This window comes from Kitasatospora sp. NPDC085895 (genome assembly GCF_040702125.1).
Lineage (GTDB): Bacteria > Actinomycetota > Actinomycetes > Streptomycetales > Streptomycetaceae > Kitasatospora > Kitasatospora arboriphila.
The window spans coordinates 1-12473 of record NZ_JBFBJY010000136.1 but is presented as its reverse complement, the minus strand read 5'-3'; the positions used below and the strand labels follow the sequence as shown (position 1 = coordinate 12473).

8 protein-coding genes and 1 tRNA gene are annotated in these 12473 nt (G+C 74.4%); 3 read left to right on the top strand and 6 right to left on the bottom strand.

Translation table 11 applies throughout. From position 1 onward, the window contains the following. Positions 1 to 352: 352 nt before the first annotated feature. Positions 353 to 1306, bottom strand: coding sequence for a BadF/BadG/BcrA/BcrD ATPase family protein (locus AB0442_RS39800; RefSeq protein ID WP_366168401.1), 954 nt, complete (start codon positions 1304 to 1306; stop codon positions 353 to 355). Between the two features lie 109 nt (positions 1307 to 1415). After that, positions 1416 to 3092, bottom strand: a complete 1677-nt coding sequence (locus AB0442_RS39795; RefSeq protein ID WP_366168400.1) for a glycosyl hydrolase family 18 protein — start codon at positions 3090 to 3092, stop codon at positions 1416 to 1418. Positions 3093 to 3339: 247 nt separating this feature from the next. On the opposite strand from AB0442_RS39795, the gene AB0442_RS39790 reads away from it, so the two are divergent. After that, a complete protein-coding gene (locus tag AB0442_RS39790) occupies positions 3340 to 6555 on the top strand; it encodes a S41 family peptidase (RefSeq protein WP_366168399.1) in 3216 nt (1071 codons plus the stop codon). 96 nt (positions 6556 to 6651) lie between these two features. Here the strand turns inward: AB0442_RS39790 and AB0442_RS39785 are convergent, their stop codons facing one another. Together AB0442_RS39785 and AB0442_RS39780 are read right to left on the bottom strand one after the other, a co-directional pair. Then, positions 6652 to 6858, bottom strand: coding sequence for a hypothetical protein (locus AB0442_RS39785; protein ID WP_363550180.1), 207 nt, complete (start codon positions 6856 to 6858; stop codon positions 6652 to 6654). A gap of 120 nt (positions 6859 to 6978) precedes the next feature. Beyond that, on the bottom strand, positions 6979 to 9030 hold the full coding sequence (locus tag AB0442_RS39780) for a phosphocholine-specific phospholipase C (RefSeq protein WP_366168398.1): 2052 nt from the start codon (positions 9028 to 9030) through the stop codon (positions 6979 to 6981). Between the two features lie 185 nt (positions 9031 to 9215). Between AB0442_RS39780 and AB0442_RS39775 the strand changes: the two genes are divergently transcribed. Continuing rightward, complete coding sequence (locus AB0442_RS39775; RefSeq protein WP_366168397.1) at positions 9216 to 9872, top strand: NAD(P)H-binding protein; 657 nt, start codon at positions 9216 to 9218, stop codon at positions 9870 to 9872. 47 nt (positions 9873 to 9919) lie between these two features. Here AB0442_RS39775 and AB0442_RS39770 read toward each other — a convergent pair whose 3' ends face one another. Continuing rightward, positions 9920 to 10570, bottom strand: coding sequence for a pentapeptide repeat-containing protein (locus AB0442_RS39770; RefSeq protein WP_363550173.1), 651 nt, complete (start codon positions 10568 to 10570; stop codon positions 9920 to 9922). Between the two features lie 107 nt (positions 10571 to 10677). Beyond that, positions 10678 to 11901, bottom strand: a complete 1224-nt coding sequence (locus AB0442_RS39765) for a low temperature requirement protein A (RefSeq protein ID WP_366168396.1) — start codon at positions 11899 to 11901, stop codon at positions 10678 to 10680. A 485-nt stretch (positions 11902 to 12386) separates the two neighbouring features. Between AB0442_RS39765 and AB0442_RS39760 the strand changes: the two genes are divergently transcribed. Beyond that, a tRNA-Lys gene (locus AB0442_RS39760) sits at positions 12387 to 12460 on the top strand. Positions 12461 to 12473 lie beyond the last annotated feature (13 nt).

Here is a 12473-nt window from a genome sequence, read left to right as displayed (position 1 = left end):
ACTCTTAATCAGCGGGTCCGGGGTTCGAGTCCCTGGCGGCGCACAGACGGTCGAAGGCCCCTCGCGGAAGCGGGGGGCCTTCGGCGTTCCCGGGGACGCTCCAGAGGTGCGGGGCCCCTGGTCGGCTGCCCGACCGCCCCGTGAAGACGGATCCCTAGGCCGTTTCTTTCGGACCTTGTCGGATCAGCGCGCGGCGGTGGGCGCCCGGCTGGGCGTGCCGGCGGATCGGCCTCGTACTGGACCGTACGTGGACGATTCGCCGGTGCGTCCAGGTTGGGGGCACCTCCCGGCCCCCTCGGGGCTGGGGGAGATGCCCGGCGTCGCGCGCCCGGCAAGATCCGAAAGAAACGGCCTAGGTGCCGGTGGCTACCAGGGTGCGGTGGAGGTCTTCGGTGGCGGCGCCGAGGGTGCGGGCGGCGAGCCAGGCGGCCGCTCCGGCGGTGCTGCCCGCGGTGCGGACCTCCGCGGCGGGCCAGCGTGCCGCCACGCCCGCCCGGACGGCGTCCGCCAAGGGGGTGTCCGGGCCGAGCACCCCGCCGGCCAGCACCACCGGCCGGGCCGATCCGGCCGGGCGGACGGTCTCCAGGGTGGCCAGCAGATGGCCGGCGGCCTCGTCGACCAGCCGCTGCGCCTCGTCCTCGCCGGCGGCGGCCGCGGCCAGCACCAGCGGGGCGAGCCGGGCCAGCCGGACGGGCGGCTCCGCGTACACCGCGCCGAGCAGGGCGGCCCGCAGGCCGTCCCCGGCGGAGCGGCCGGCGAGTTCCTCGGCGGCGGCCGCCGCGGTGCCGGTGAGCGGCCGGCCGGCGTCGACGGCGGCGAGCGCGAGGCGGACGGCCTCCCGACCGAGCCACTGGCCGGAGCCGAGGTCGCCGAGCAGCCAGCCGTGGCCGTCGGCGAGCCGGACGGGCACGTGGTCGCGCACCTCGGCGGCGACCGCGCCGGTGCCGCCGATCAGCACGGTGCCGTCCGGGCTGCCGGTGCCGGCGGTGTAGGCGAGCGCGAGGTCGCTGGTGGTGCGGGGGGTGACGGAGAGTCCGAGCTCGGGCCAGAGCCCGTCGAGTCCTGGTTCGGCGACCAGGGCACCGGCCAGGCCGACCACGCCGGCCGCGACCTCGGAGGGGTCCAGGTCGGCGAGTGCGGCCCGCACGGTGGCGCCGACCGCCCGGGCGGCGGCGGCCCGGCCGTGCGCGACCGGGTTGGCGCCCTCGCCGCGGGCCCGGCCGAGGACCCGGCCGTGCAGGTCGGCGACGACCGCCCGGCTGCCGGTGCCGCCGGCGTCGAGACCGAGGACGAGCGGGCCGGTCATGGGCTCTCCCTGCTGGTGGTCGGGCTGCCCCCATGATCGGCCGCCGCCGCGGGGGCGTCAACGACACCGGCCCCGGGCGGGAGGTCCGCCCGGGGCCGGTGGGCGCGGGTCAGCCGAAGTAGGCGTCGAAGTTCTTGGAGAACTCCTGCCCGCCGAAGCGGTCCCAGTTGATCGACCAGGTCATCAGACCGCGCAGGTTCGGCTGCGCCCCGCTGCGCGGGACGTAGCTGCCGCAGTTGACCGTCTTGGTGAGGCAGTCCAGCGCCTTGTTCACCTCGGCCGGGGCGACGTAGCCGTTGCCGGCGTTGGTGGTGGCGGGCATGCCGATGGCGACCTGCGAGGCGGCCAGCGGCGGGAACACGTTCGCCGTGTTGCCGGCCACCGGGAAGCCCTTGAGCAGCATGTCGGTCATCGCGACGTGGAAGTCCGCGCCGCCCATGGAGTGGTACTGGTTGTCCAGGCCCATGATGGAGCCGGAGTTGTAGTCCTGGACGTGCAGCAGGGTCAGGTCGTTGCGCATCGCGTGGATGACCGGCAGGTAGGCGCCGGCCCGCGGGTCCTGGCCGCCCCAGGGGCCGGAGCCGTAGTACTGGTAGCCGAGTTGGACGAAGAAGGTCTCCGGGGCCATGGTCAGCACGAAGCCGGAGCCGTACTTGGCCTTGAGCGTCTTCAGCGCCGAGATCAGGTTGACCACCACCGGGGTGGTGGGGTTCTTGAAGTCGGTGTCGCCGGTGTTGAGGGAGAGCGAGTGGCCCTCGAAGTCGATGTCGAGGCCGTCCAGCCCCCACTTGTCGATGATCGCGGAGACCGAGGAGACGAAGGCGTCGCGGGCGGCGGTGGTGGTGAGCTGGACCTGGCCGTTCTGGCCGCCGATCGAGATCAGCACCTTCTTACCCTGGGCGCGCTTGGCGGCGATGGCCGCCTTGAAGTCGGCGTCGGACTCGACGGTCGGGCACTCGGTGGCCGGGCAGCGGTTGAAGCGGATGTCGCCGGAGGTCACCGAGGTGGGCTCGCCGAAGGACAGGTTGATGACGTCCCAGGAGGCCGGGACGTCCGCCATCCGGGTGTAGCCGGCACCGTTGGCGAAGCTCGCGTGCAGGTAGCCGACCAGTGCGTGCGCGGGCAGCCCGCCGCCGGGCGGCTGGGTGGTCGGCGGCTGCGAGGTCGGGGGCTGGGACGTGGGCGGCTGGGACGTCGGGGGCTGCGAAGTGGGCGGCTGCGAGGTCGGGGGCTGGGACGTGGGCGGCTGCGAGGGCGCGCCCGGGCCGTCCAGCGAGATGTCGTCGGCCCAGTAGGTGCCCTGGCCGTACCAGCCGTGGGTGAAGACGGTGGCGCTGGTCTGGCTCGCGCCGGTGGTGAAGCTGACGGTCAGCTTCTGGTAGGCGCCGCCGGTGCTCGGCGTCCAGGTGGAGGCTCCGCCGTCGACGCCGAGGTACACGTAGGCGCCCTTGACCCAGGCGGAGAGCGTGTACGCGGTGTTGGGGGAGACTGCGACGGTCTGCGTGCACCGGGCGTTGTCGCTCGCCGAGGCGGCTCCGGCGAGGGCGTAACTGCCGGTGTGGGACTGGCCGGTGACGACGCTGCCGGTGCCGCCGGTGCAGCTGAACGGGGCCGGCGAACCGCTCTCGAAGCCGCCGTTGGCCAGGAACTCGCCGGCGCTGGCGGAGTTGGCGAGGCCGACGGTCAGCGCGACGGCACCGGCCGCGGCGACCGTCCAGGCGGTGGCCGCGGCGAGCACGCGGCGGCCGGGCGGTGCGGCGTGGGAGGGTCTCGGGGTAGCGCGCATGTGGGGGATGCTCCTGCCGTGGGACAGCCGTGAGACATGGGGGTGTCCGGGCGCGGTGGGGGCCGGCCGGGCGTGCGGCGGCCGCGGCAGGGGACGCCGCATTGGACTGGACCACACTTGGACTAGACCACTGAAGCGGAATTCCCGCGGCCCTGTCAATGGAGTCGGCGCACCGTCAGGGCCCGCCGTCGCAGGCCGAGTAGGGCGGCGGGTTGCGCGGCCCCCGAGGCCGCCGAACCATGGAGAAGTGTCCGGATATCTCAGGTACCCCCACATTCGCGGTGATCTGCTCGCCTTCACCGCGGAGGACGACGTGTGGGTGGCGCCGCTGCACCCGGACGGCACCGTCGGACGCGCCTGGCGGGTGAGCTGCGACCGCGTCCGGGTCAGCAACCCGCGGCTCTCCCCCGACGGCCGCACCGCCGCCTGGACCAGCTGGCAGGCGCTGACCCCCGAGGTGTGGACGGCCCCGGTGGACGGCGGCGAGGCCGTCCGGCTCACCTTCTGGGGCAGCCACGACACCCGGGTCCGCGGCTGGCTGCCCAACGGCCAGGTCCTCGCCGTGACCTCGTACCACGAGCCGTTCGCCCACTACACCTGGGCGTACGCGCTGCCGCCGGACGGCGCGCCCGGCCGCCGGATGCCCTGGGGGCCGGTCAACGACGCCCAGGTCGGGCTGGAGCACACCGTGCTGCTGACCTCGGCCGCCCCGCACGGCCCGGCCTCCTGGAAGCGCTACCGCGGCGGCGCCACCGGCCGGCTCTGGCTCGACCACGGCGAGCTGCTGCCCGGCCACACCGGGCACCTCGCCTCACCGATGCCGGTCGGCGAACCGGACGACCCGCGGATCGCCTTCCTCTCCGACCACGAGGGCGTCGGCAACCTGTACTCCTGCCGCCCCGACGGCTCCGACCTGCGCCGGCACACCGACCACGCCTCCTACTACGCCCGCGAGGCGGCCTCCGACGGCACCCGGATCGTCTACCAGCACGCCGGCGACCTCTGGCTGCTGGACGGCCTGGACTCCCCCGCCCCGCGCCGCCTGGAGGTGCCGCTCGGCGGCTCCCGGGCCGGCCGGCGCCCCTACCAGGTGTCGGCGGCGCTGAACGTGAAGGACCTCGTCTGCGACCCGACCGGTCGGGCCGGGGTGGTCAACGTCCGCGGCAGCCTGTACTGGCTCACCCACCGCGAGGGCCCGGCCCGGGTGCTCGCCGACACCCCGGGGGTGCGCTCCCGGCTGCCGGTGCTGCCGGCGTTCGGCGGCCACGTCGCCTGGGTCACCGACGCGGAGGGCGAGGACGCCGTGGAGATCGCCGCGCTGCCCTCGCGCGGCAGCGACGGCGGCCCGTCCCGCCGGATCGCCGCGGGCCGGATCGGGCACGTCCAGGAGCTGTCCGCCGCCCCCGACGGGCGCCATCTGGCGGTGGCCGCCTCCGACGGGCGGCTGCTGCTGGTCGCCACCGAGGACGGCGAGGTCCGCGAGGTGGCGTCCTCGCAGTACGGGCCGGTCAGCAGCCCCGCCTTCTCCCCCGACTCGCAGTGGCTCACCTGGTCGCAGCCGGTCGCCGGACGGTCGCTGCGGGCGATCCGGCTGACCCGGGTGGACGCCGCGGAGCGGATCGTGGACGTCACCGGCGGCCGGTTCGAGGACGAGCACCCCGTCTTCACCCGGGACGGCCGCTTCCTGGTCTTCCTGTCCTGGCGCGGCTTCGACCCGGTGCACGACGTGCACACCGGCGACATGTCCTTCCCGCTCGGCTGCCGCCCGTACCTCGTCCCGCTCTCCGCGGGTACCCCGTCCCCGTTCGCCGCCCCGGTGGAGGGCCGTCCGGCGGTCGGGCTGGACCCGGACGAGGCCACCGGCGACGGCACCGTCACCGTCGACCAGGACGGCCTCACCAAGCGGCTGGTGCCCTTCCCGGTCACCGCGTCCAAGTACTCGGCGACCGCGCCCGTCCGCGGCGGGGTGCTCTGGCTGCGCTGGCCGATCTCCGGCGCCCTCGGCCAGACCTTCGCCAGCCCCACCGACACCTCCGGCAAGCCCTCGCTGGAGTACTTCGACCTCGCCCACGGCAGCCGCTCGACCGTCGCCGACCAGCTGGACGGCTTCTCGGTCTCCGGCGACGGCGGCTCCGTCCTGGTGTACTCCGCCGGCACGCTCAAGCTGCACCCGCTGCCGGTGGGCTCCCCGATCACCGTCGACCTGCGGCGGATCACCCACGTCGTGCACCCCGCGGCGGAGTGGCGGCAGGCGTACCACGAGGCCGCCCGGATCGTCCGCGACCAGTTCTGGGACGAGGACATGTGCGGCCTGGACTGGCCCGAGCTGGTCGCCCAGTACGAGCCGCTGCTGGAGCGGATCGCCGGCCCCGACGACTTCGCCGACCTGCTGCGCGAGCTGCTCGGCGAACTCGGCACCTCGCACGCCTACGTCACGCCCTCGCGCCGCGGCGAGGGCCCGCAGCTGCTCCAGCAGCCGCTCGGCCTGCTCGGCGCCAACGCGCACCGCGACCCGGACGGCCGCTGGCTGGTCGACCGGATCCTGCCCGGGGAGTCCTCCGACCCGCGGGCCCGGGCACCGCTGGCCGGCTTCGGCCTCCAGGACGGCGACGAGCTGATCGCCGTCGACGGCCGCCCGCCGGACCCGGTCCGCGGCCCGGCCCCGCTGCTGGCCGGCACCGGCGGCACCACCGTCGAACTCACCCTGCGCTGCAAGGACTCCGGGCGGATCCGGCGGATCGCCGTCACCCCGCTCACCGACGAACGGCCGATCCGCTACCAGGACTGGGTCGGCAAGCGCCGCAAGCTGGTCCGCGAGTTCAGCGACGGCCGGTGCGGCTACCTGCACATCCCGGACCTCGGCGGCTCCGGCTGGGCCCAGTTCAACCGCGACCTGCGCAGCGAACTGGCCAAGCCCGCCGTGATCCTGGACGTCCGCGGCAACGCCGGCGGCAACGTCTCCGAACTGGTCCTGGAGAAGCTCAACCGCAGGGTGCTGGCCTGGGACTTCACCCGCGGACGGCACCCGGTGCGCTGGCCCAGGGACGCGCCGCGCGGTCCGCTGGTCGCCCTCGCCGACCACGCCACCAGCTCGGACGGCGACGTGATCATCGCCGCCATCAAGCTGCTCGGGCTCGGCCCGGTGGTCGGCACCCGCACCTGGGGCGGCGTGGTGGGGATGACCGGCCGGCACGTGCTCGGCGACGGCACCCAGATCTCGGTGCCCAAGAACGCGTCCTGGTTCACCGAGGGCATCGGCTGGTCCGTGGAGAACCGCGGCGTCGAACCGGACGTGGAGGTGCTGCGCACCCCGCACAGCTGGGCCCGCGGGGAGCACACCGACCTGGCGGCCGCGGTGGAACTCGCCATGGAACTGCTGGCGGAGCAGCACGCGGCGGTGCCGCCGCCGGGGGACACGCCCCGGCCCGACCTGCGGCGCCCGCCGCTGCCGCCGCGCGCCTGACGGGCCGCGCGGAACCGCACGCCGAGGGGCCCGGCCGGCGGCCGGGCCCCTCGGCGTGCGGATCGGTGTTCGCGATCGGGCCTGTGGTCGGGTCGGTCAGTCCCAGGGATCGCCCTCGGCGGTCATGTCGGCCGCGGCCCGGCGGTCCTCTTCCCGCTGCTCGGCCTGGTGCTGGGCGTCCATGCGGCTCTTCTCGGCGGTGTCGCCGAAGGCGTCGGCCGCCTCGTCGTGGGCGAGTGCCGCGCGCCCGGCCGGGTCGCCCGACTCGTGCGCCTTGTGCCGGAACCTGTCGAAGATGCCCATGTCTTCCTCCTCGCGTGCAGTCCGACCCGGGCCCCCTCACTGTCACACTACGCCGCGGGGCATGCCACCGGGGACGCCCGCACCGCGGGCGGCGGCGCGGGCGGGCGTCCCCCGTCCGGCTCAGCCGGAGACGCTGGCGGCGCCGGTCTCCAGGTGCCCGGTGAACCGCTGCGACCAGGTCGGGTCCGAGTCCACCGTCACCGTGAAGTCGTACCAGCCGTTGTTGTAGGCCACCGCGTTGAAGAAGTCCGAGGCGGTGCCGCCGGCCGGGACGGTGTACGTCCACGGACCGTCGGTGCGGTAGTTGGTGGAGGTGACGGTGAAGGTGACCGCCGCCGTGCCGGTGTTGGCGAAGGCGAACCAGAGCGCCAGCTTTCCGGTGGTCGGGGCGTTCGCGTACGAGGCGGTGACCGAGACCAGCTTGCCGGGCTTGGTGGCGTCGCCCTTGAAGCGGCGCAGGAAGCGGTTCGGGCCGACCACGCTCAGGTCGTACGGACCGCCGCCGAAGCCGGTGCCGCAGTTGAAGAAGTCGCTGGTGGAGCCGCCGCCGTCGACGGTGTACTGCCAGGGGCCGCCGCTGCGGTAGGCGTTGGCGTAGGCCGCGAGGTGCGCGGCGCCGGTGGCGCCCTGGTTGGCCATCGCGATCCAGACCTTCATCACACCGCCGGAGCCGAACTCCAGGTGGTCGAGGTTGGCGTTCGGCTGGTAGGGCAGCGCGCGGGCCGGGCGGGTGCCGGGCTCCTGCTGGGGCAGCTTGTTGTCGACCGGCGCCGGGTTGGGCAGCGGGCCACAGGCGGCCAGGCCGATGGTGGCGTCGGTGTTGGGCAGTGCGGGCAGCCCGTACACCGGGTTGGCGAAGTCGAACATGCCGGTGAGGTCGCCGCAGACCTTGCGCCGCCAGGCGCTGATGTTGGGGCAGGTGGCGGGCCTGCCGATGGCGGCCGTCCACCTCTCCAGGAAGCGCAGCACCGAGGTGTGGTCGGAGACCTCGGAGCTGACCCAGCCGCCGCGGGTCCACGGGGATATCGCGATCAGCGGGACGCGGAAGCCGAGGCCGATGTTGGTGCCGTTGTAGAACTCGCCGGCCGTGCCGGCCGGGGCCGCCGGCGGCGGGACGTGGTCGAAGAAGCCGTCGTTCTCGTCGTAGTTGAGGAAGAGGACGGTGGAGTCGAAGACGTCCGGGTCCGCGTTGAGCGCGTCCATCACCATGTGGACGAAGTGCGCGCCGTCGGCCGGGGTGGCGTACGGGTGCTCGGAGGAGGCCTGGTCGGGGACGATCCAGGACACCTGCGGCAGGGTGCCGGCCACCACGTCGGCACGGATCGCCGCGGCGATGTCGTCGGGCGTCCTCCCGGTCCTCTTCGGCACCGAGCCCATGCCCTTGACCGCGAGCGGGCTGCCCGCCGGGGCGGAGCTGAACTGGGTGAAGTAGGCGAGGGCGTTGTCGCCGTAGTTGTCGGCGGCGTTCTGGTAGACCTTCCAGCTCACGCCGGCCGCCTCCAGCGCCTCGGCGTAGGTCTGCCAGCGCAGGCCGGACTCGTCGCCGCCGTCGTAGGCCGGGCCGCCCGCGGTGCCGGCCGGGTCGATCTGGCCGGACCAGTGGTAGGTGCGGTTGGGGCCGGTGGCGCTCAGCACCGAGCAGAAGTACGCGTCGTTGACCGTCCAGTTGTCGGCCAGCGCGTAGTGGAAGGGGATGTCGGCACGGGTCAGGTGGCCCAGCGTGCGGACGTTGCCCTTGGCGGAGACCCAGGAGTCGAGCTTGCCGCCGTTCCACGCCTTGTGCTGGTCGGACCAGGCGTGCGACAGGTCGCCGTTGCACTGGGCGAGGCGCTCCGGGTCCGCGCCGCCGGCCGGCTTGGTGGCGCTGAACTGCCACGGGTACTGGCGGCCCAGCCCGTTCGGCTGGTTGAAGACGCTGTAGCCGCCGGCGATCTGGATGGCGCTGCGGTCGGCGAATCCGCGGACGCCCTTCAGCATGCCGAAGTAGTGGTCGAAGCTGCGGTTCTCCTGCATGAGGATCACGACGTGCCGGGCGTCGGCGATCGTGCCGGTCGTGCTGAGGCCGGCCGCCGAGGCCCGGGTGGTGCCGCCCAGTGCGGTGGAGGCCACCGCGGCTCCCGCCGCGGCGCTCGCCGACAGCGCCATGAACTTCCTGCGACTCAGCTCAGCCATCGGGCCGCCGTCCCTTCGGTGATGATGTCCGGTGATGTTGTATGAACACGTTGCCGTGCCATCGGTCGCGGAGAATCGTCACGCAGAGCGGGGCGCCATGGCCATGCCCGGGAGCGAACTTTGACGGACTGTTCGCCGTCGCGTCGCCCGGCGACCGGACGGTGAACGGGGATAGCGTGGCGGGCATGCGCATCGTCATCGCCGGTGGACACGGACAGATCGCCCTGCACCTGGAGCAGCTGCTCGCCGACCGCGGGGACACCCCCGTCGGACTCGTCCGGCGCGCCGAGCACGCCGACGACCTGCGGCAGCGCGGCGCCGAACCGGTCGTCCTCGACCTGGAGGCCACGGACCCGAAGGCGCTCGCCGCCGTCCTGGACGGCGCCGACGCCGTGGTGTTCGCGGCCGGAGCCGGGCCGGGCAGCGGCGCCGCCCGCAAGGACACCGTCGACCGCGCGGGCGCCGCCCTGCTCGCCGACGCCGCCGAACTCGCCCACGTCCGCCGCTACCTGATGATCTCCTCGATCGGCGCGGACGCCGCCGCTCCGGACGGCTCCGACCCGGTCTTCGGCGCCTACCTGCGCGCCAAGGGCGCCGCCGACGACGACCTGCGGCGACGCACCGCACTGGACTGGACGGTGCTGCGGCCCGGCCCGCTCACCGACGCACCGCCCACCGGCCTCGTCCGACTCGGCGACGCCGTCGGACGCGGCCCGGTGCCGCGGGCCGACGTGGCGGCGGTGCTGGCCGCCCTGCTCACCGAACCCGCACCGGCGGTCGGGCGGACGCTGGAGCTGATGGCGGGCGACCGGACGGTCGCCGAGGCGCTCGCCGCGCTCTGACCCGGCCGGAGCGGACCGGTCGGTCCTTGCCGGTCGGCCCTTGCGGGTCAGTCCTTGACGGTGATGCCGAGGGCCCGGGCGAAGAGCGGGGCCAACTCGAACAGCTGGCCGGTGTTCAGGACGGCGCCGGAGAGCCCGAGGTGGGCGTCGGGCAGGCCCAGCTTCGCCGCGCCGCGCAGGTCCACCTTCTCCATCCGGGCGCCGGCGAACCGGACCCCGTCCAGGGTGGAGCCCGGCACCGAGACCGAGGTCAGCTTCGCCTCGCCGAGGTCGACGTCGCGCAGCAGGCAGTCCTCGAAGACGACGTCCCGCAGCACGGCGCCGCGCAGGTTGACCGCCTCCAGCTTGCAGCCGCGCAGCACCACCCGGCGCAGCGCCGAGCCGTACCAGGAGATCCCGGCGAGCACCGAACCGAGGAGCGTCGCGTCCTGCCACTCGCTCTCGGCGAGGTCGGCGCCGACCAGGCGGCAGCCCTGCAGCCAGACCTCGTTGAACCGGGCGGTGCGCAGACCGGTGCCGTCCAGCTCGACCCCGGTGAAGGCGCACTCCAGGAAACCCGCGCCGAGCGCCCGGCCCTCGTACGTGCCGCCGTCGAAGTGCACGGTGTCGTAGCGCTCGTCGCCGTACAACCGGCCGGTGTGCGGGCTCAGCAGCTCGGCGTAGGGGAGGTCGGCGAGCTGCTCGGGAACGGCTGGCATGGCGGGGCCGATCTGTGCGGGGACGGGCTGCTGCCGTCATCGTGGCAGCCGCCACCGACAACCCGCGGCCCGGTGGCGGCCCGGCGGGCCTCAGGCGGCCAGGAGGTTCAGGCGGCCCGCTGGTTCAGGCGGCGGGCGCGCAGGACGATGCCGGCGGCCACCGTGGCGGCGGCGACCAGGCCGGCCGCCAGGACGGCGTCCCGGCCGAGCGCGGTGCAGGCCAGCACGGCGACCGCGGCGGCCGGCAGCACCGCCTGTTCGGCGCCCTGCTTGAAGTGCCGGGACTGCAGCAGCCAGACGGTGAACAGGTAGAGCGCGGCCGGCACGGTCACCGCCGCCGCGGCGGCCACCGCCCCGATGTGCGCCTGGTGCACGGAGAACTCCACCGTCACCTCCAGGCCCGCCCCGATCGCGGCCGCCGAGCCGAGCACCAGGTAGTGCCCGTAGCCCCAGAGGAAGGCCTGCCGGTTGGAGCGGAGCCGGCCGTGGACGGGTTCGGCGAAATAGATCCACCAGGCGGCGAAGCAGAGCAGCACGCCGCCCGCGGCGATCGGCAGGAGGTCGCCGATCGCCTCGTGCTCGTCCAGGGCGGTCTGCACGGCGAGGGTGGCGGCGGCCACCGTCTCGCCGAGCACGATCAGGGTGAACAGGCCGTACCGCTCGGCGATGTGGTGCGGGTGCCAGGTGGTCTGGGCACTGCGTTCGGCCAGCACCGGCACCGCCAGCTCGGCCAGGATTCCGAGCGGGATGACGTACGGGTAGGCGGCGTGCGGGACGAGCAGGATCAGCCCCCAACCGATCTGGCAGAGGGTGATGCCGAGGGCGTAGCGCAGGGCGACGGTGCGGGCCGCGCCGGTCTCGCAGGCGGCGGCGCGCAGCCACTGGGTGACCATGGCGAAGCGCATCAGCACGTAGCCGACCACCGAGAGCACCAGGTCCTGGTCCTGGAACATCCGGGGCACGCCGGCCGCGAGCACCAGCACGCCGGTGATCTGCACCAGGGTGGTGAGCCGGTACGGGACGTCGTCGACGTCGTACGCGGAGGCGAACCAGGTGAAGTTCATCCAGGCCCACCAGATCGCGAAGAAGACGAACAGGTAGCGCGGGACGCCGGTGGCGGCGTGGCCCTCGGCGAGGGCGTGCGCGAGCTGCACCCCGGCCTGGGCGACGGCGACCACGAAGCAGAGGTCGAAGAAGAGCTCCAGCGGGGTGGCCGTGCGGTGCGGTTCGCTGCGCGAGCGCGGGGCCATCCGCCGCACCGGACGGGCGTGCTGGAGGTGGGCGGGGGTGCCGGCCGCCGCGGTCGGCGGCAGGTCCGCTTCGCTGGTCATGGTGCCGCCTTCGGGGGGTTCGGACCGGGCTCTGCCCCGTGATCCTGGCATTCCCGCAGGCCGTGCGCACGCATCCGGGGCGGCGGTGCCGCCGGCCACTCCGCCGTCAACCCCCGGCTGACGGCGGAGTGCGCGAACCGGGTGACAGGGCGACTCGGCGCGGCGTGTGCCCGTCGAGGTGTCCCGTCCCCTTCCGGTTCGCCCGCTAGATTCCCTGGCGACTGGAACGACGACATGGGCGGTCTGCGGGCAACGCGGAAGGTCAAGGCGGAGGTCGGTACACGGGGGCGGTCTCTCCGCACGGCCCCGGGCGCCGCGGCCGCCTCGCGATCACCGCGCTGCCTGCCGGCGCGCGGTCGCCACCGTACGCGCTCCGCCGGGTCGCCGCAGGGGCCACCGGGGCGGCCGGATGCGACACCCGGTGACCGAGCCGTCACGATTTCCGTTCCGCCCGCCGCGGCGTGTAGTGTTCCGCAGGTCAGCAGGCGCCGCTAGCTCAGTTGGTTAGAGCAGCTGACTCTTAATCAGCGGGTCCGGGGTTCGAGTCCCTGGCGGCGCACAGACGGTCGAAG

Coding starts and splice junctions, on each gene's coding strand:
- AB0442_RS39765 (WP_366168396.1), bottom strand. CDS start 11,901: ATGACCAGCGAAGCGGACCTGCCGCCGACCGCGGCGGCCGGCACCCCC.
- AB0442_RS39770 (WP_363550173.1), bottom strand. CDS start 10,570: ATGCCAGCCGTTCCCGAGCAGCTCGCCGACCTCCCCTACGCCGAGCTG.
- AB0442_RS39775 (WP_366168397.1), top strand. CDS start 9,216: ATGCGCATCGTCATCGCCGGTGGACACGGACAGATCGCCCTGCACCTG.
- AB0442_RS39795 (WP_366168400.1), bottom strand. CDS start 3,092: ATGCGCGCTACCCCGAGACCCTCCCACGCCGCACCGCCCGGCCGCCGC.
- AB0442_RS39780 (WP_366168398.1), bottom strand. CDS start 9,030: ATGGCTGAGCTGAGTCGCAGGAAGTTCATGGCGCTGTCGGCGAGCGCC.
- AB0442_RS39800 (WP_366168401.1), bottom strand. CDS start 1,306: ATGACCGGCCCGCTCGTCCTCGGTCTCGACGCCGGCGGCACCGGCAGC.
- AB0442_RS39785 (WP_363550180.1), bottom strand. CDS start 6,858: ATGGGCATCTTCGACAGGTTCCGGCACAAGGCGCACGAGTCGGGCGAC.